This window comes from Affinirhizobium straminoryzae (assembly GCF_007004135.1).
GTDB classification, from domain to species: domain Bacteria; phylum Pseudomonadota; class Alphaproteobacteria; order Rhizobiales; family Rhizobiaceae; genus Neorhizobium; species Neorhizobium straminoryzae.
Genome location: NZ_VJMG01000001.1, coordinates 31345 through 50084 on the forward strand (window position 1 = coordinate 31345; position 18740 = coordinate 50084).

Here is an 18740-nt window from a genome sequence, read left to right on the forward strand (position 1 = left end):
TTAAGGGATCAGAACTCCAGCGCGCTGTGGCCGCGATGGGTCAGCGTGATGAAATCCGTGCCCTTCGTGGTTTCCTTTTCGGTGCCGGTATCGGTGATGGTGAGCGACGCGCCAGCGGTCAGCAGCGCGCCGATGCGCGCCGCAAGGTCTGCGGGCACGTGGATGCGGTCGAGCACGGCCGAAAGCGCCTGCGGGCCCTCCAGCGCCCCTTGGGTGATACCGAGACGCTGGCGCTCCTCCGAGGAGAGGTCGTTCGGCAGCGACAGCCCCTGCCAGGAGGCGGAACCGCTTGCCGCATCGACCCGCACGGCGGTCAGGAAATGCGTGCCGAGCGCCATCTGCGGCGCGTCGAAGGCGACCGGTTCCGACAGCACGTCCTCAAAATTCTGCCGGACAAGGAGCTGGCCGGCCGGCGGCATGTCGCGTCCGGCCGAGTCATAGAGCGCTGAAATGAGTGCCGGAGTGACCAGGGGCCCCTTCTGCGGCAGGCCTTTCCAGCGTTTGTAGCCGGCGATCGCCTGACGCGTTGCGGGACCAAGGATGCCATCGGCGGCACCGGCATCGAAACCGAGATCCGTCAGCATGGCCTGCAGATCGGCCATCCGGTCGCGGTCGGTGCGCCGCGTGATGAGGATGCGGATCGGCGGTCCACCCAGCGTCACGGTGGCCGAGGCGGGGACAGTGCCCGGGGCTGTGGCCGGGATGGAGGCCTGCGGCGCATTCAGCGCCACGTCCACCGCAACGCCGTCCGGCGTCACCGCGGCATGACGCTCCGGGGCATCGGACAGCAGCGGCTGCGGCGGCGCGCTGCGCGGCGGCTGGAACAGGGTGGCATGCTGGATCGGTTGCGGGGCGACCGGCGCATCGGAGATCACCACATGCATGCCGAGCCCCGTCATGCCGTACAGCGTCCGGGCAAACGCCGCCGGCAGCCGCACGCAGCCATGCGAGGCCGGATAGTCGGGGACGCTGCTCGATTCGTGCAGCGCAATGCCGGACCAGGTGAGGCGCTGCATCCAGGGCATCGGTGCGTCGGAATAGATGTTCGACTTGTGGTGCCGCGCCTTCTGCAGCACCGAAAAGATGCCGGTCGGCGTCTCATGGCCGGCCTTGCCGGTGGAAACACGCGAGGTTGCCACCACCGCGCCATCCTCATAGACGGCCAGCGACTGGGTCTGGCGGGATACGACGATCTGCAGCGTTCGCGCATCAGCGGCGCCCGCCACCGAGGGCAGGGCGACAGTGGCAAGAAGCAGCAGGCGGGCAAGGAGGAGAGGGGGCATGGCACGGCAGACACATTTCGGGAAAGAACCATGATAAAGGATCATGTTTAAGGAAGGGTTTCCTGCGCCCGCCTCATCCCGTTCCGTGTTTCACGAAAGGCAAAGGCCGCGCATTGCAGCCCGCGTCCCGACGCCGACAGCGAAGCGGAGGGAGAGTGCGATCGCTCGTGCTCGACCATCGCCGGGCCGCTTCCGTCCGGCCCGCCGCGAGCCGGAAGTTACCCGCTACGGCTTGCGTGCGCCAAATGTGTAGCCGGTTTCCACGGAGGCCTTGCCGAACTTGTCGCGCAGCTTGTCCATGGCCGCCTCGGCGGCCGCCCGGCGACCGGCCTGCCGGTCGACGAGATCGGGCGGGTCGGCCCGATCCGGGTCGGTGAGATCGGTCACGCCGATGCCGATCAGGCGGAATTTCGTGCCGTCGGTTTCCCGTTCCAGCAGCGACAGGCCGGTGCGGAAAATGCGGTCGGCGAGCTGGGTCGGATCCTCCAGCCGCCGGTTGCGGGTACGGCTGCGGAAATCGGCGGTCTTCAGCTTCAGCACCACCGTCTCACCGGCGACCTGCTGCTTCTTGAGGCGGCTGGAGACCTTTTCGGAAAGGCGCCGCAGCACCGGCACCAGATCCTCGTAGCGCGCGATATCCTCGAAGAAGGTGGTTTCGGCGGAAACACTTTTCGCCGGTTCGTTGGGATGCACCGTACGGTCATCGATGCCGCGCGCCAGCCGGAACAGGCGCTGCCCCATGGTGCCATATCGGCGCATCAGATCGCTTTCCGCCATGGTCTGCAGCTGGCCGATGGTGCGGATGCCATCCGCTTCCAGCGTCGCCGCAAACGCCTTTCCGACGCCCCAGATGGTGGTGACCGGGCGCGGCGCGAGGAATGCCACCGCTTCCTCCCGGCCAATCACCGAAAAGCCGCGCGGCTTCTGCAGGTCGGACGCCACCTTGGCGAGGAACTTGCAGTAGGACAGGCCGACCGAGAGCGTGATGCCGATTTCGCTTTCCACGCGCCGCACCAGCCTTGCCAGGATACGCGCCGGCGGATCGTGGTGCAGCCGTTCGGTGCCGGAGAGATCGAGGAAGGCCTCGTCGATGGACAGCGGCTGGACGAGCGGCGTCAGTTCCTGGAAGAGCGTGCGCACCTGCCGGCCGACTGTCGCATATTTCTCCATGTTCGGGGGAATGACCACGGCATCGGGACAGGCCTCCAGCGCCTTGAACATCGGCATGGCCGAGCGCACCCCGCTGATGCGTGCGATGTAGCAGGCCGTCGAGACGACGCCGCGCTTGCCGCCGCCGATGATCACCGGCTTGTCGGCCAGTTCCGGATTGTCGCGCTTCTCGACGGAGGCGTAGAAGGCATCGCAATCGATATGGGCGATGGTGAGATCATAGAGTTCCGGGTGGTAGACGAGGCGCGGGCTGCCGCAGGCACGGCACCGCCGCCTTCCGTCCGGTTGCCCGGTCAGGCAGTCGCGACAAAAGCCGGGATCGAGGGCAAAAGGCTGCGTCATGTCCGGAACAAAGGTTGAACATGGCGACCTTAATCCCCTTGCCAATGCTGCACAAGGGGTGCGCGTGGCGACGGCCTGCGCAACTGTGGACGTCGTGACGCAGACAAAAAGTCCCAGACGTCAGTGGTTGGAAAAATGCTTCAGCAGATGCGCTTCGGCATCGCGCCAGTCGCGGGCCTGTACCACATGCGGGCCGGGCTTCGGCGCATGGCGATGCATCTCGCTTTCCGGCATCAGATGGACGAGAAGGCACTGCGGCACGCTTTCGGCCACCGAGACGTGATTGTGCGCCATGTCGTCGATGAAGGCGAGCGGCAGCGGGCGTGCCCCATGCATCTGACGCACCACCGGCCCCTTCGGGCTTTCGGTGGCGAGCAGCGGGAAGGTGAGGTCCAGCCGGTCGAGCAGGCGGCGGCGCATCAGCGTGTAGCGCGGTGGCATGGCGGTAAGGAACACCACGTCGGCGCTTTCGCCAATCCGTTTCAGGGTGGAAACCGCATCGCCAAACGGTGTCTGCCAGTCCTCCTGCGCCTCGAAGAAGTCGAGCACCAGCTGGCTGACCAGCGCGTCGTCCACCGGCACCTCGTCGCGCGCGGAGACGATATTGCCATGCAGCCGGTAGGAGCGGGGAAGGAGCCGGTGGCCGAGACTGTCGAGAAACCGCTCGAAGGGGTGCAGGAATTCGAGCACGACGTCATCGACATCGCAGACGGCGAGCGGCCGGTCGCCGAGGCGGACATGCGCGAGGTCAACGATCTCGCTCATCCGTGGTCTCCCGAATCGAGGCCCGGCCCCGAATAGTGGTGCCAGGCGGCCACCACGGCCTCCGGCTTCCAGTCCCGCGCGGCACAAAATGCCATCAGGGTCGGCTCATGCCCCATCACGAAGTCGATCATGCCGGCGAGAAAGCCGGGATCGCCGATCGCACCGCGCAGCTGTTCCACCTGCACGCCCGACAGGGACAGAAAACGACCGAGCATGTCCGGTTCCTCCGCAAGCCATTGCAGAATCGCGGTTGCCGTTTCTTCCGCCGAGGCAAGCGATGATGTTTTTCCGATCCCGCGCGACATGCTGCAACAAATTACCTTTTCTTCAACCTTATGGCTTTAGACTGTTTGAACCGAATGAATGGAATCGGCCGCAGGCGAGCTTATCTTCAAAGGATACGCTTGCAAGGCAGGATTTGGGGATGATGTTATGCCCAAGAGGGTCATGATTGTCGAAGACAACGAGCTCAACATGAAGCTCTTCCGCGACCTGATCGAGGCCTCGGGTTATGCAACGATCCAGACGCGCAATGGCATGGAAGCGCTAGATCTTGCCCGCAAGCACAAGCCGGACCTCATCCTGATGGACATCCAGCTGCCGGAGGTTTCTGGGCTGGAGGTGACGAAATGGCTGAAGGAAGATGACGAGTTGCACGTCATCCCGGTCATCGCCGTTACCGCCTTTGCGATGAAGGGAGATGAGGAGCGCATTCGCCAGGGCGGTTGCGAGGCCTACGTTTCCAAGCCGATTTCCGTGCCGAAGTTTATCGAGACCATCAAGACCTATCTTGGTGATGCCTGACGCGGGACAAGGGTAATGACGGCACGGATCCTGGTTGTTGACGATGTTCCGGCCAATGTGACGTTGCTGGAAGCCAGGCTGATTGCCGAATATTTCGAGGTGCTGTCCGCCTCAAGCGGTCCCCAAGCGCTCGACATCGTCGCCAGCACCCCCGTCGATATCATCCTTCTCGACGTCATGATGCCCGGCATGGATGGATTCGAGGTCTGTGCGCGGCTGAAGGCCGATCCGCAGTCGGCCCATATCCCCGTCGTCATGGTGACCGCGCTCGATCAGCCGGCCGACCGCGTACAGGGGCTCAAGGCCGGTGCCGACGATTTTCTGACCAAGCCCGTGAATGATCTGCAGCTCGTCTCGCGCGTGAAAAGCCTCGTGCGGCTGAAGACGCTGAGCGACGAATTGCGTATCCGTGCCGAGACCGCCCGCAAGATCGGTGTCGACGATGCCTTCCGCCTGGATCTGATGGACGGGCCGGGGAGGGTGCTTCTGGTCGACAACCGTGCCGCCTCGCAGGAGCGCATTGTCCGGACGCTGAAGCCGGTTGCGGAGGTGGATGCCCTGTCGGACCCCCAGGCTGCACTGTTTCAGGCGGCGGAGAGCCCGGTCGATCTCGTGATCGTCAATGCGGCGGGCGACGAATACGATCCTCTGCGGCTGTGTGCGCAGCTTCGGCTGCTGGAGCGCACCCGCTTCCTGCCGCTGCTGCTGGTGACCGATACGGGTGACGAGGACATGGTGATCCGCGCGCTGGACCTCGGCGTCAACGACTACATCATGCGTCCGGTCGATCCGAATGAACTGGTCGCCCGAACGCTGACCCAGATCAAGCGCAAGCGCTACAACGATCGCCTGCGGGCGAGCCTCAGCCAGACCATCGAGCTTGCCGTGACAGACGGGCTGACAGGCCTCAGCAACCGTCGCTCTCTCGACAGTCACCTGAAGACGCTGTTCAACCGTGCAGCCAGCCGCATGCGGCCGCTCTCCGTCTGCATGACCGATATCGACCGCTTCAAGCAGGTCAACGATACCTATGGTCACGATGCAGGTGATGAGGTGTTGCGCGAATTTGCCCGCCGCATCCGCTCCACCGTGCGGGGGGCGGATCTTGCCTGCCGTTACGGTGGCGAGGAATTCGTCGTGGTCATGCCGGATACCGATGCGGCGGCGGCTGCCGCCATCGCCGAGCGACTGCGCGCCATCATCGAAGGGGAGCCCTTCGTCCTGAATCAGGGGACGCAGCGGCTGTCGATCACCGCCTCCATTGGAATTGCCAGCAACGCCAGCGGTATCGATACGCCCGAACATTTGCTCAAGCAGGCCGATCGCGCGCTCTACGCCGCAAAGCTCGCAGGACGAAACCGAGTCGTCGCCTCTGCAGCATGATGATTCGCGCTTTTATTGAAAAAACCGATAGAACTGCTCTCACGCCTGCCCCCGTTCGGCGGCCGGCAAGCTTTGCCAAAAGTTAGACGAAGCCTGGAAATTACACTGCACTATCCGAAATTTCGTATGGCTTTGACAAAAGCCTGATTCACAAAGCGTCTTGCTTTGCGGCACATTGTCCAAAAAACACTCAGCTTTTGCCGGATTGACTCGTCGCAAAGTTGGTGTGCAATATTACTTGCCTTAATTCCCAGTGGATATAGCAATCGGCGCCCTGTTTTTAACCATGTCCTGGGGAAAAATGTGTGCAGGTTAAGAATAGGTTGATTTTCGTTCTAAATTACGCAAGTTTAGCACCAAGGCAGCTTGTTCCCTTCGGGAACTCAGATACCCCATGATGCTCAGGTCCGCCGCATCTCCTGGGTCGTGGGGTCGGTCGGTCGGTTCGCATATCACGCGGTTCCTCGTGCCGCTTGCGCGCCGACCGGCCCCCTTAAGCTATTTCCCCGCCAATACTGATCATAGCCATCGTCTGACAGTGCATCGTGCTTGGGCCTTACGCGAAGACCCGTGATCTCGCGGCGAAGGTGCCCGTGTCTGTTCTATTCATTCAGGTGCGGCGGAAAGGGGCCGGCGATATCATGCCGTCGTGCTGGTCGCGGGGGCAACGGACGCCGCCATATCACGGCAGGTCCTGCCGCTGGATGCCGACAATGAAAAAGGCGCGGAGCCGGAGCGCCGCGCCTTTTTGAAGAGAAGAAACTGATCAAGCTTACTTGATCTTGGTTTCCTTGAACTCAACGTGCTTCTTGACGACCGGGTCATACTTGGTCTTGGTCATCTTGTCCGTCATCGTACGGCTGTTCTTCGTCGTGACGTAGAAGAAACCGGTATCGGCCGTCGACAGCAGCTTGATTTTGATGGTCGTAGCTTTCGCCATGGTCTTCCTGCCTCTGAATAAAAATCAAGCCGCGGACGCCTGAGCGGTCCACGGCGAAATCTGGCGCGAAACTACAAATCGCGCCCGAAAAGTCAAGCCCGTTCTCTGCCGAAAAGCAGTCGGCAGATGGATATCAGCACATAAAGCCCGAAGAAGCCTGCCAGAGCCCAGGCAAAGCCGTTGTTTCCACTGATGTCGATGGCCGCACCGATCGCCTGCGGACCGGTCACGGTGCCAACGGCATAACAGAAGACGAAGGCTGCGTTGGCGGCAACAAGGTCCGATCCGGTGAGTCGCGAACCGAGATGGGCAAGGCCAACCGTGTAAAGACCGGAGACGCAGCCGCCCCAGACGAGCAGCAGACCGGCCATCAGCCACCAGTGATGGATGAGGAAGGGCAGAGCCAGCGCCCCCATCAGGCCGGCAATCGCCATCAGGAACAGCATCGGGCGACGGTCCTTCAACCGGTCGGAAATCATGCCGAACGGGATCTGGAACACCATGTTGCCGATACCCATCACCGTCAGCAGCAGCGCGGCATTCGCTTCCGGCAGGCCTGAGCGATTGGCATAGACCGGAAAGAGCGACAGGCCGCCGGCTTCCACGGCGCCGAAGACGAAGACGGCAGCCGTCGCGGTGGGCACCAGGAAGACATAGCGCATGAAGTGCTTCTGCGGCTTTTCTTCCAGCACCGGGCTTTCGCCACGGGCAATGTAGATCGGCACGAAGGCAACGAGAATGGCGCAGGCGCCGATGATGAAGGGCAGGATGCCCTCGCTGCCGATCGCCGAGAAGATCAGGGGGCCGATGGCAAAGCCGACGGCCAGCACAGTGGCATAGATGCCGAGCACCAGCCCGCGGCGGCGCGGAGGGGCTGCGGCATTGATCCAGAACTCCGAGAGAATGAACAGCGTCGTGGTGGCGCCGTGGAAGGTCAGGCGAAGCGGAAACCACATCCAGAAGGCTTCCGCATAATAAAAGCCGAGCGCGCTCACAGCGGAGATCAGGACCGCCCACAGCATGGTGCGGGCCACGCCGAAATCATGGGCAAGCCGGGTGCTGATCGGCGCCGCGATCATGGCGGCAACGCCGGCCATGGCTGAGTTGAGGCCGATCAGGGTCGACGAGATGCCGCGCTTTTCCAGAATGATGCTGAGCAGAGGCAGGCCGAGGCCGATGGCAATGCCGACTGCACTGATGGCAGAAATGGCAGCGACCAGCGACGGCCAATGGATTTCTTCGGGGTGGCCCATATTGCCGCCCGTCGATTGGGACATCTTACGATCCTTCGTGTAGGAATCCATTTTTCTTTACAGCCGATGACGCAGAAACATGCCGTTACGATTGGTGTACACCCATACATCGCTTCCAAACGGCAAAGAACGGTTCGACTCAAGTGATTTTTTTAAGTCATCGAGCACGGCGAGGACGATCTCCGGCATTTTGACCGCCTCCAGCGCGTCGAGAGACAGCCAGTGCAGGTCGGACAGCTCGGCACTTTCCGTCGGGTGCTGCGCCTCGATGCCGGCTTCATCGGTAAAGGCGGCGAAAAAGCGATTGTCGAAGCGGCGCGACGCACCGGGCGGCGTCACCGCGCGCGCGATATAGCGCAGGCAGGAGAGGTCCGGTGCCATATCCGGCATGGTGGAAAGGTGCAGACCCGTTTCCTCGCAAAGCTCGCGGGCGGCTGCAAGGGCCAGTGCGCGGGCGCTTGCCTCGGAAAGGGGGCGGCGACCGTTCTGCTTGAGCCGGTCGAGCACCAGAGGATGCAGGTCCTGGGCGAAGGGCAGGGCATGGTCGCGTGGATCGCGCCGGCCGCCGGGCACCACATAGAGATCCGGCATGAAGACGTGGGCGCTGCCGCGCCGGCCGACAAGGATGCGATGGCTTGCGCCGCTGCGGTCGATCAGGATCAGCGAGGCGGAGGCACGCGGACGCAGTCTCGCGGCAGCCGGGGCGGCCACGGTGGACATGGCAGCCTGCGCCGATGCGCGGGACGTGCGGGTCATGCCGTCGGTCCGATCATGCGCCGTGGCCGCCGCGGCCGGGATCGATGCTCTCGTCCTCATTGCCGAAGCCATGCATTCTCAGCGCCCATTGCAGGCCGATCACGCCGCCCTTGATGGGCTGCATGGAGGCGAGCGCCGTCAGGATGGTGATGGGGGTCCAGATGGCGAGATGCGTCCACATCGACAGGTGCCACACCATGTCGGTCATCATGAAGCCGCCGACCGTGACGTGACCGATCACGAAGATGACCAGATAGGGCGGAAGGTCATCGGCGCGGTGGTGAAACATTTCCTCGCCACAGGCCGCACAGCGGTCGACCGGCTTCAGGAAGCTCTTGAACAGGCGGCCGCTGCCGCAGTTCGGGCAGGTGCATTTCAGACCGCGCAGGATGGACTGGCCGAGCGGGCGCTCCGGGCGATCGGCGCCGCCATACCGGATGGGGTGAGCCGGGGCATGGGCGTGATCGCTCGACACTGTCATCGCTTTTCTCCTAGCGGCCGCGCCGTGGCGGGCGGGTTCCGGGTTTGCGCGCTGCACGCCGTCCCGACTTGTGGAAGGAACGGGTCGCCGCGCCCATCTTCTGGCCCTCGCTCAGCATCTCGAAACGGAGAGCGCCGGCAAGAGGGATAGCTTCTGCCAGTCTAACATCCACTGCGTCACCAAGCTGATAACCGAGGCCGGTCTTGTCGCCGATCAGCGCCTGCCGGCTTTCGTCATAGTGGAAGTAATCATTACCAATGGTAGATATGGGCACGAAACCGTCGGCGCCATAGGTTGGAAGCGTGACAAAAAGTCCCGCCTTGGTGACGCCGGAAACGCGCCCCTCGAATTCCTGGCCCACCCGTTCAGCCAGATGATGGGCGATCAGGCGGTTGATCGTATCACGCTCGGCCGCCATCGCGCGACGTTCGAAGGTGGAGATTTCCGCCGCGATGTCGTCGAGTTGTGCCTCTTCCTCCGGCGTGATGCCGCCTTCGCCAAGGCCGAGCGAGCCTACCAGCGCGCGATGCACGATGAGGTCGGCATAGCGGCGGATCGGCGAGGTGAAATGCGCGTATTTCATCAGGTTGAGGCCGAAATGGCCGATGTTTTCCGGGCTGTAGACGGCCTGGCTCTGGCTGCGCAGCACCATTTCGTTGACCATCACCTGGTGCGGCGTGTCCTCGGCGCGCGCCAGAATCCCGTTGAAGGAATTGGCACGCATCTGGCCGCCCTTGGCCATGGAGATGCCGAGTGTCGCCAGGAACTCCCGCAGCACCTCCTGCTTGGCGAGCGAGGGCGCATCATGGACGCGGTAGATCAGCGGCTGGCGCTTCTTTTCCAGCGTTTCTGCCGCGCAGACATTGGCCTGGATCATCATTTCCTCGATCAGCTTGTGGGCATCGAGGCGTTCAGGAATGATGACCTTGTCGACCGTGCCGTCGGACTTCAGCAGAATCTTGCGCTCGGGCATGTCGAGTTCGAGCGGCTGGCGACGGTCGCGACCGCGCTTCATCACCGCATAGGCGTGCCACAGCGGCTTCAGGATCGGCTCCAGCAGCGGGCCGGTCTTGTCGTCCGGCTTGCCGTCGATCGCAGCCTGCGCCTGCTGGTAGGAGAGTTTTGCCGCGCTCTTCATCATGATGCGGTGGAAGGTGTGGCTCGCCTTGCGGCCGTCCTTGGAAAACACCATGCGCACGGCAAGCGCCGGCCGGTCCTCGCCTTCGCGCAGCGAGCAGAGATTGTTGGAGATCCGTTCCGGCAACATGGGAACGACGCGGTCGGGGAAATAGACGGAATTGCCGCGCTTCAGCGCCTCTCGGTCGAGCGGCGCGCCGGTGCGCACATACCAGGACACATCGGCAATGGCGACCGTGACGATCACGCCGTCCGGATTGTCCGGGGAGGGGTCCGGTTCGGCATAGACCGCGTCGTCATGGTCCTTGGCGTCTGCGGGATCGATGGTCACGAGCGGCACGTGGCGCCAGTCCTCGCGTTTCGCCATACTGGCGGGGCGCGCTTCTTCCGCCTCGTCCATCACCGGTTTCGGGAAGATATGCGGGATGCCATGCGAATAGATGGCGATCATCGAGATCGCCTTTTCCGAGGCAACCGAGCCGACTACCGTCAGAACCTTCGCCCGCGTGAGGCCAAAACGGTTGCCGCGCAGCACATCGGCCTCGATCAGATCGCCATCCTTTGCCTCGCCGAGATCGCTGAGCGCGATCTGCATTTCCTCGCCGCGCCGGTCGATCGGCAACAGGCGTGCACCGCCTTCCGGCATCATGCGGATGACGCCAAGCGCAGCATTGCGGTGCTTGTCGATGATTTTCACGACACGCGCCGTATAGGCCGGGCCTTTGCGATCCTTGTTGGGGAAGATCTTGGCAAGCACCCGGTCGCCAAGGCCTGCGGTGGGCGTTTTCGCCTTGCTGCGGTTGTCGGAGGACTGGCGGATCAGCACCGCCGGCGCCACGCCCTGGTCGTCCAGCCATTCGGCCGGCCGTGCGATGAGTTCGCCGTCCTTGCCGCGGCTGGTGATGTCGAGCACCGTCATCGGCGGTAGCGCACCCGGCCGCGTCAGCGCCTTGCGGCTCTTCTGCAGAAGGCCCTCGTCTTCAAGGTCGCGCAGAACATCCTTCAACTCCACGCGTGTGTCGCCCTTCAGGCCGAAGGCCTTGGCGATTTCCCGCTTGGTGGCGCGGTCGGGATTGTCGGCAATGAATTCCAGCAGTACCTCGCGCGGGGGAACCACGCCCTGCACGATGATCGACCTGTCACCGGATGCGGCCAGTTCCGCGCGAAGGGCAGCCTTGCGGCTCAAGGGTTGAGAGGGCTTGGCTTCGCGCGGTGTCTTGCTCACGTGTCCGTCTTCTTCGTCTTGGTCGCGGCCTTCGGCTTGACCGGGGCCTTTGCCTTGGCGGGGGCCTTTTTCTTCGGCTTTGCCGTCTCCTCATCGGAGGCGGCTGCCTTGGTCTTCGGGGCGGCCTTGGCCGCCTTGCCCTTGGCGGCAGGCGTCTTGCCGGCTCTTTCGGTGAGAAGCGCAAGCGCCTCCTCCACCGTCACGCTCTGCGGATCCTTGCCTTTCGGCAGGGTGGCATTCACCTTGCCCCAGTTGACGTAAGGGCCATAGCGACCTTCCCGCACGGTGATGGCGCCGCCATCCGGATGGTTGCCGAGCTCCTTGAGCGCTGCGGTGCCCGTGCGGGCGCGCCCGCCACCCTTGCTCTGCTTTTCCGCGAGAACGGTGACGGCACGGTTGAGGCCGATCGAGAACACGTCCTCGACACTTTCCAGATTGGCATAGGTGCCGTCATGCAGCAGGAAGGGTCCGTAGCGGCCGATGCCGGCGGAAATCATCTTGGCCGTCTCCGGATGCTGGCCCACATCGCGCGGCAGGTTGATCAGCGCCAGCGCCTTCTCGTGGTCGATATCCTCGGGCTTCCAGCCGCGCGGCAGCGAGGCGCGCTTGGACTCCTTGCCATCCCCGCGCTGGATATAGGGGCCGAAGCGGCCGGAGCGCAGCGTCAGTTCCTCGCCGGTCATCGGATCGCTGCCGAGCGCCTTCGGTTCGTTGAGCGTTGCGGCTTCCGCTTCCGCACCGTCGGACGACAGCTGACGCGTGTAGTTGCATTCCGGATAGTTGGAACAGCCGACAAATGCGCCGTATTTGCCGAGCTTCAGCGACAGGTTGCCGGTGCCGCACACCTGACAGATGCGTGGATCGCTGCCATCCTCCCGCTTGGGGAAAACGAGTGGCGCGAGCGCCTCGTTCAGCGCATCCAGCACGTTGGTGACGCGCAGTTCCTTGGTGTCTTCGATCTGGGCGAAGAAATCCTGCCAGAAATCGCGCAGAACCTGCTTCCAGTTGAGTTCGCCGGCTGAAATGCGGTCGAGCTTCTCCTCGAGATCGGCCGTGAAATCATATTCCACATACTTCGTGAAGAAGTTCTCGAGGAAGGCCGTGACAAGGCGTCCCTTCGAATGCGGGATCAGCTTGCGCTTCTCGACGACGATGTATTCGCGGTCGCTCAGCGTCTTCAGCGTCGCGGCATAGGTGGAGGGGCGGCCGATGCCGAGTTCTTCCATCTTCTTGATGAGAGAGGCTTCGGAATAGCGCGGCGGCGGCTCGGTGAAATGCTGGCTCGCATTCACCTTGTCCTTGTCCAGCTTTTCGCGCGCATTGATTTCCGGCAGGCGGCCGTCCTCGTCGTCCTCTCCGCCTTCGCCCTCCTCGCGGTGGTCCATGTAGGCTGCCAGGAAGCCGTCGAAGCGGATCACGGAACCGACGGCGCGCAGGCCTGCGCGATCCGAACCATGGGCGGCGGCGATCTCCACCGTCGTCCGTTCCATCTCGGCGGAGGCCATCTGGCTGGCAATGCCGCGCTTCCAGACCAGTTCATAGAGGCGCAGCTGATCGCTGTCGAGGAAACGGCGCACCTTGTCCGGCGAACGACTGAAATCGGTCGGGCGGATGGCTTCGTGGGCTTCCTGGGCGTTCTTGGCCTTGGTGGAATAGAAGCGTGCCTTTTCCGGCAGGTAGCGTTCGCCGAACTGGTCACCGATGGCACGGCGGGCTGCGTCGATTGCTTCCGGTGCCATCTGCACGCCATCGGTACGCATATAGGTGATGAGACCGACGGTTTCGCCGCCGATATCGACACCTTCATAGAGCTTCTGCGCCACCTGCATGGTGCGCGATGCCGAAAAGCCGAGATTGGAAGAGGCGGCCTGCTGCAGGGTCGAGGTTGTAAAGGGCGGGCCCGGATTGCGCTTGACGGGCTTTGCCTCGACGGACTCGACCGTATAGGCGGCACCTTCGAGAAGCGCCTTCAGGCGGCCGGCATCCTCGCCGTTCTTGACCCCGCGCGGCGGCAGGCGCTTTCCGTCGGCCGAGACCAGCTTTGCTTCGAACTGGTCGCCACGCGGCGTCTTGAGGAGCGCCGAGATGTTCCAGTATTCTTCCGGAACGAAGCGTTCGATTTCGCTCTCGCGATCGCAGACCAGGCGGAGCGCGACGGACTGCACGCGGCCGGCCGAGCGGGCGCCCGGCAGCTTGCGCCACAGCACAGGTGACAGGTTGAAGCCGACGAGATAATCCAGCGCGCGACGGGCAAGATAGGCGTCGACCAGCGCGATATCGATGTCGCGCGGGTTGGCCATGGCATCCAGCACCGCCTTCTTGGTGATCGCATTGAAGACCACGCGCTTCACCGGCTTGTCGCCGATCACCCGCTTCTTCTTCAAAAGATCCAGCACGTGCCAGGAAATGGCTTCCCCCTCGCGATCCGGGTCGGTTGCGAGAAAGAGGCCGTCCGAGCCCTTGACGGCATCGGCAATGTCTTTCATGCGCTTGGCCGAGGCGCTGTCGACCTCCCAGGACATTTCGAAGTCCTGGTCGGGCAGCACCGAGCCGTCCTTGGCCGGCAGGTCGCGCACGTGGCCAAAGGAAGCGAGAACCTTGTAGCCGGAGCCAAGATATTTGTTGATCGTCTTGGCCTTGGCAGGAGATTCTACAACTACAACATTCATCTCTGTTCTCTGAAACGGCGTATGGTGGGTGTTCGCCGGGAAACCCGTGCCGGGAAACTGACCTCCCGACATGGAGGGCCTTTTGCCTGCGGTCAAGAGGGTGGCCGCATTTTCTCGACCGATGATTGCAACCAAAGGAAGATTAATGATTGGTTGCAATTTTTAATGGTGTGTGTAGATTTGCGAGCATGTCGCATATATTGCACGCATAGAGAGAATTTTTGGCGCATCGTGAGTGGAACAATGACTAACAGTCGCGGCAGAACAGGACGGAATGACAGTGACGAAACCATCGCCTACATCTGCCAGATGCTGGCCGAGTTGCGGGTTGTGGCCGATCGGCAGGGAGCGGAGATGCTCTGCTATCTGATCGAGATGGCCTATGTGGAAGCCAACGACCTGCAGTCCGGTCGTCGGCGCCGCTCAATCGACCATCGACAGGGAGACAAGTCCCCCGACATGCCGGTGTAGGCGGCCGGCCAGATCGAGCTCTAGCAGCACCAGGTAGACCGTGGAGGCAGGCAGCCCGGTGTGGCGTATGATGTCGTCGATTTCGACGGGCGTCGGCCCCAGCGCGCCGGCGATGCGCTGCCGGTCGCTGTCGTCGGGCGGCATCATCTGGTCTGTCGATCGTTCGGCGCCGGGTTCGTCGATCACCCGGTTCGCCAGGAGTTCGAGCTGGCTGAGCGGCGCCAGCGCTTCCAGCACGTCGCCGGCGCTGGTCGTTACGGTCGCGCCCTGCTTCAGCAACCCGTTGGTGCCCTCGCAGCGCGGATCGAGCGGGGAGCCGGGTACGGCAAAGACCAGTCGGCCGAAATCACCGGCGAGGCGGGCTGTGATCAGTGAACCGGAGCGTGCCGCTGCCTCCACCACGACCACGCCAAGCGAGATGCCGGCAATCAGCCGGTTGCGGCGGGGAAAGTCGCGGGCTCGCGGTTCCCAGCCAAACGGCATTTCGCTGACTGACAGGCCATGACCACCGGTGATCTCGTCCAGCAGCGGCACGTTCTCTGGCGGATAGGGCTGGTCGAGCCCGCCCGCCAGCACGGCGATCGTCCCGGTTTCCAGGCTTGCCCGGTGGGCGGCGGTATCGATGCCGCGCGCAAGGCCCGAGGTGATGCTATAGCCAGCGCGGCCGCAATCGCGGGCCAGCATCGCCGCAAATTTGGCGCCGCTGATCGAGGCATTGCGCGAGCCGACGATGCCGACGGAGGGTGAGGCTGCCACGGAAGCATCGCCCTTCATGGCGAGGAGCGGCGGGGCGCCATCGATCTGGCGAAGGGCCGGCGGATAGTCCGGCTCGCCGATCCCGACGAGGCGGGCGCCGAAGCGACGAGCGCGCTCCAGTTCCCGCTCGGCCTCGTCCACGGAGGCGATGCGGATGCTGCGGGATGCGCCGCCGCGGCGCGAAAGCTCCGGCAGGGCCTGCAGGGCGGCCTCTGCCGAGCCGAAATGGTTTATGAGATCGCGAAAGGTCGAGGGGCCGACATTGTCGCTGCGGATCAGCCGCAGCCAGGCGATCCTCTGTTTGTCCGTCAGCGCAATTCCAGGTCGTCTTGCGCCGTCGGATGCCATGCCTATTAGCCCTTCTGGCCGATCCTGCTTTCGGTACCGTTGATCAGCCGCTCGATGTTTGCCTTGTGCTTCCAGTAGGAGATCACGGTCATCACCGCCATGACGAGGGCGATCTTCTGTTCGCCTACTATCCACAATGCAACCGGAATGACAAGCGTTGCAACCAGAGCGGACAGCGACGAGTAGCGGCTGAGCTTGGCGACTGTCAGCCAGACGAAGGCAAAGACCAGCACCATGGCCGGCGCCACGCCGAGCAGCGTGCCGATATAGGTTGCCACACCCTTGCCACCCTTGAAACCGAGCCAGACAGGAAAGAGGTGGCCGATGAAGGCCGCAAAGCCGCCGAGGATCGCCGCTTCCGGCCCCCACAGCGCGCCGGCCAGCAGGGCGCCGGCGGTGGCCTTGAAGGCATCGAGCAGCAGGGTTGCGGCGGCGAGTTTCTTGTTGCCGGTGCGCAGCACGTTGGTGGCGCCGATATTGCCGGAGCCGATCGAGCGGATATCGCCGAGGCCGGCTGCCTTGGTCAGCAGCAGGCCGAAGGGAATCGAGCCGAGCAGGTAGCCGAGGGCGAGCGCCAACAGTGCTGTCGAGAGCGAGATCTCCCAGGTGAAGAGGTCGGTCATGCGCAATTCTCCTCAGAGCGAATGGACGAGACGGCCGCCGACATAGGTCGCAACGGCGCGGCCGCTGAAACGGGCCTCGTCAAAGGGGGTGTTCTTCGAGCGCGAGACGATCTTCTCCTTCGACACCAGCCAGGGCTCGTCGAGATCGATCAGCGCGATATCGGCGCGTGCGCCGGGCTTCAACGTGCCGGCGTCCAGGCCGAAGATTTGGGCCGGGCGGGTCGAGAGGGCATCGATCAGGCGCATCAGCGGCACGCGGTCGGCATGGTGGAGGCGAAGGGCCGCCGACAGCATGGTCTCGAGCCCGATCGCCCCATCGGCCGCATCGGCGAAGGGCAGGCGCTTGGTATCGACATCCTGCGGGTCATGCGAGGAGACGATGATATCGATCGTGCCATCGGCCAGCGCATCGACCATGGCCTGGCGGTCGTCTTCGGTTCTGAGGGGGGGCGACAGCTTGAAGAAGGTACGGTATTCGCCGATGTCGTTCTCGTTGAGCGACAGGTGATTGATCGAGATCGCCGCTGTGGCCTTCGCGCCGCGGGCGCGCGCCGTGCGGATCGCCTCCGCCGATTCCGGCACGGAAATTTTTGCCGCATGGTAGCGCGCGCCGGTCAGGCCTGCGATGCGCAGGTCGCGCTCAAGCGGGATCAGTTCCGCCTCGCGCGGCGCGCCGGAGAGGCCGAGCCAGCTGGCAAACAGGCCCTCGTTCATCACGCCGTTGACGGCAAGGTAGGGATCGCGGGCTTCCAGCGATACGACCGCACCGAATTCGCGGGCATAGGTCATGGCGCGGCGCAGCACCTGCGTGTCGGCAAGCGTGTGGCGGCCTTGCGTGAAGGCCACCGCACCGGCCGCCTTCAGCATGCCGATCTCGGTCATTTCCTCGCCCTTCAGGCCCCGCGTCAGCGCCGCTGCCGGATGGACGTTGACCAGGGCCTTGTCGCGCGCCGTCTTCTTGACGAATTCGATCAGTGCGATGTCGTCCAATACAGGATCGGTGTCCGGCATCATGATAACGCTGGTGACGCCGCCGGCGGCCGCGGCGCGGCTGGCCGATTCGATGGTCTCGCGGTGTTCCGCGCCCGGTTCGCCGATGAAGACATGCGCATCGACGAGGCCGGGGGTGGCCACAAGGCCGCGGCAATCCCTCACCTCTGCACCCTCAGGCACACCCTGGTTGCGGGCCGCCGCGCCGGCCGCGAGGATCATGCCATCGGCGCCGACGATGATCGTGCCGGTTTCATCAAGACGGCGGGACGGGTCGATGATGCGGACATCGGTCAGGACAAGCGGCTTCCTCATGCTCCCATTCCTTCGCTTCTCGGTCCCTGGTTCTGCGAGACGAGCAGGGCTTCCATCACCGCCATACGCACGGCAACCCCCATTTCCACCTGGCTTTCGATCACGCTCTGCGGGCCGTCGGCCACTTCCGAGGCGATTTCCACGCCGCGGTTCATCGGACCGGGATGCATGACGAGCGCATCCTCTTTGGCCGCCTTCAGCTTTTCGGCGTCGAGGCCGTAGAAGTGGAAGTATTCGCGCACAGAGGGCACGAAGGAGCCGGCCATGCGCTCGCGCTGCAGGCGCAGCATCATCACCACATCGGCGTCCTTCAGACCCTCTTCCATCGAGTGGAAGACTTCCACGCCCATCTGGGCGATACCCGACGGCAGAAGCGTGGAGGGCGCGACAACACGCACCCTGGCACCCATGGCGTTCAGAAGCAGGATGTTGGAGCGGGCGACGCGCGAATGCAGCACGTCACCGCAGATCGCGACGATGATGCGCGCCAGCTTGCCCTTGGCGCGGCGGATCGTCAGCGCATCGAGGAGCGCCTGTGTGGGATGCTCGTGCTGGCCATCGCCGGCATTGACGACCGAGCAGCCGACCTTTTGCGCGAGAAGCGCTGCCGCACCGGCCGATGAGTGGCGCACCACCAGAACGTCCGGCCGCATGGCATTCAGCGTCATGGCGGTGTCGATCAGCGTCTCGCCCTTCTTGACCGAAGAGTTTCCGACCGACATGTTCATCACATCGGCGCCAAGACGCTTGCCCGCGAGTTCGAAAGAGGATTGCGTTCGGGTCGAGGCTTCGAAAAAGAGATTGATCTGGGTCAGTCCGCGCAGCGTCGAGGTTTTCTTTTCTCTTTGCCGGCTGATCTTGACCGCCTCGTCTGCCTTGTCGAGAAGGAAGGTTATGTCCTGCTCGGTCAGGCCCTTGATTCCGAGGAGATGGCGGTGGGGAAAGAAGACCACGAAATTGTCCTCCGCTGGTTTTCCGCGGTCTATAGAGACTGAGCGCGGGAGGGGCAAGCGGAGCAGAGGACCAGAC

The 18740-nt window shown here is 63.5% G+C and carries 17 protein-coding genes; 3 read left to right on the forward strand and 14 right to left on the reverse strand.

Annotation, left to right across the window (positions count from 1 at the left end; all coding sequences use genetic code 11):
* Positions 1-8: 8 nt before the first annotated feature.
* The 4 genes from FNA46_RS00150 to FNA46_RS00165 all read right to left on the reverse strand — a co-directional run bounded on the left by FNA46_RS00150 (position 9) and on the right by FNA46_RS00165 (position 3865).
* On the reverse strand, positions 9-1283 hold the full coding sequence (locus FNA46_RS00150; RefSeq protein WP_142880313.1) for a L,D-transpeptidase family protein: 1275 nt from the start codon (positions 1281-1283) through the stop codon (positions 9-11).
* Positions 1284-1508: 225 nt separating this feature from the next.
* Positions 1509-2795: a DNA polymerase IV gene (locus FNA46_RS00155; protein WP_142880314.1), complete on the reverse strand. Its 1287-nt coding sequence runs from the start codon at positions 2793-2795 to the stop codon at positions 1509-1511.
* Between the two features lie 120 nt (positions 2796-2915).
* Positions 2916-3560, reverse strand: coding sequence for a hypothetical protein (locus FNA46_RS00160; protein WP_142880315.1), 645 nt, complete (start codon positions 3558-3560; stop codon positions 2916-2918).
* Positions 3557-3865 carry a DUF3572 domain-containing protein gene (locus FNA46_RS00165; protein ID WP_142880316.1) on the reverse strand — a complete coding sequence of 103 codons (309 nt, stop codon included), beginning with the start codon at positions 3863-3865 and terminating at the stop codon, positions 3557-3559. Before FNA46_RS00165 ends, FNA46_RS00160 begins: the two co-directional genes overlap by 4 nt.
* A 127-nt stretch (positions 3866-3992) precedes the next feature.
* Here FNA46_RS00165 and FNA46_RS00170 point away from each other — a divergent pair, with 127 nt between their 5' ends.
* Positions 3993-4364, forward strand: coding sequence for a response regulator (locus FNA46_RS00170; RefSeq protein ID WP_142880317.1), 372 nt, complete (start codon positions 3993-3995; stop codon positions 4362-4364).
* Positions 4365-4379: 15 nt separating this feature from the next.
* The gene (locus FNA46_RS00175) at positions 4380-5747 is read left to right on the forward strand and encodes a PleD family two-component system response regulator (protein ID WP_142880318.1); all 1368 of its coding nucleotides are present in this window, start codon (positions 4380-4382) and stop codon (positions 5745-5747) included.
* Positions 5748-6519: 772 nt separating this feature from the next.
* On the opposite strand, the gene rpmG is transcribed toward FNA46_RS00175, so the two are convergent.
* The 6 genes from rpmG to topA form a co-directional block, all read right to left on the reverse strand.
* Entirely contained in the window at positions 6520-6687 is a 168-nt protein-coding gene (gene rpmG / locus FNA46_RS00180) for a 50S ribosomal protein L33 (RefSeq protein ID WP_023512792.1), read from the reverse strand.
* Positions 6688-6779: 92 nt separating this feature from the next.
* On the reverse strand, positions 6780-7964 hold the full coding sequence (locus tag FNA46_RS00185) for an MFS transporter (RefSeq protein ID WP_142880319.1): 1185 nt from the start codon (positions 7962-7964) through the stop codon (positions 6780-6782).
* Between the two features lie 33 nt (positions 7965-7997).
* Positions 7998-8696, reverse strand: a complete 699-nt coding sequence (locus FNA46_RS00190; protein WP_246102729.1) for an NUDIX domain-containing protein — start codon at positions 8694-8696, stop codon at positions 7998-8000.
* Positions 8697-8709: 13 nt separating this feature from the next.
* The gene (locus FNA46_RS00195; RefSeq protein WP_142880320.1) at positions 8710-9177 is read right to left on the reverse strand and encodes a DUF983 domain-containing protein; all 468 of its coding nucleotides are present in this window, start codon (positions 9175-9177) and stop codon (positions 8710-8712) included.
* Between the two features lie 10 nt (positions 9178-9187).
* Entirely contained in the window at positions 9188-11470 is a 2283-nt protein-coding gene (gene rnr / locus FNA46_RS00200) for a ribonuclease R (RefSeq protein ID WP_425468643.1), read from the reverse strand.
* Between the two features lie 65 nt (positions 11471-11535).
* Positions 11536-14208: a type I DNA topoisomerase gene (gene topA, locus FNA46_RS00205; RefSeq protein WP_142880321.1), complete on the reverse strand. Its 2673-nt coding sequence runs from the start codon at positions 14206-14208 to the stop codon at positions 11536-11538.
* Between the two features lie 243 nt (positions 14209-14451).
* On the opposite strand from topA, the gene FNA46_RS00210 reads away from it, so the two are divergent.
* The gene (locus FNA46_RS00210) at positions 14452-14679 is read left to right on the forward strand and encodes a hypothetical protein (RefSeq protein WP_142880322.1); all 228 of its coding nucleotides are present in this window, start codon (positions 14452-14454) and stop codon (positions 14677-14679) included.
* Here the strand turns inward: FNA46_RS00210 and dprA are convergent.
* Genes dprA through FNA46_RS00230 form a run of 4 tightly spaced genes read right to left on the reverse strand, consistent with a single transcriptional unit; the run spans position 14632 to position 18664 of the window.
* On the reverse strand, positions 14632-15783 hold the full coding sequence (gene dprA, locus FNA46_RS00215) for a DNA-processing protein DprA (RefSeq protein ID WP_142880323.1): 1152 nt from the start codon (positions 15781-15783) through the stop codon (positions 14632-14634). The genes FNA46_RS00210 and dprA overlap by 48 nt on opposite strands.
* A 5-nt stretch (positions 15784-15788) precedes the next feature.
* Positions 15789-16406 carry a glycerol-3-phosphate 1-O-acyltransferase PlsY gene (gene plsY / locus FNA46_RS00220; RefSeq protein ID WP_142880324.1) on the reverse strand — a complete coding sequence of 206 codons (618 nt, stop codon included), beginning with the start codon at positions 16404-16406 and terminating at the stop codon, positions 15789-15791.
* Between the two features lie 12 nt (positions 16407-16418).
* Complete coding sequence (locus tag FNA46_RS00225) at positions 16419-17711, reverse strand: dihydroorotase (protein WP_142880325.1); 1293 nt, start codon at positions 17709-17711, stop codon at positions 16419-16421.
* Complete coding sequence (locus FNA46_RS00230; RefSeq protein WP_142880326.1) at positions 17708-18664, reverse strand: aspartate carbamoyltransferase catalytic subunit; 957 nt, start codon at positions 18662-18664, stop codon at positions 17708-17710. Before FNA46_RS00230 ends, FNA46_RS00225 begins: the two co-directional genes overlap by 4 nt.
* Between the last annotated feature and the right edge of the window lie 76 nt (positions 18665-18740).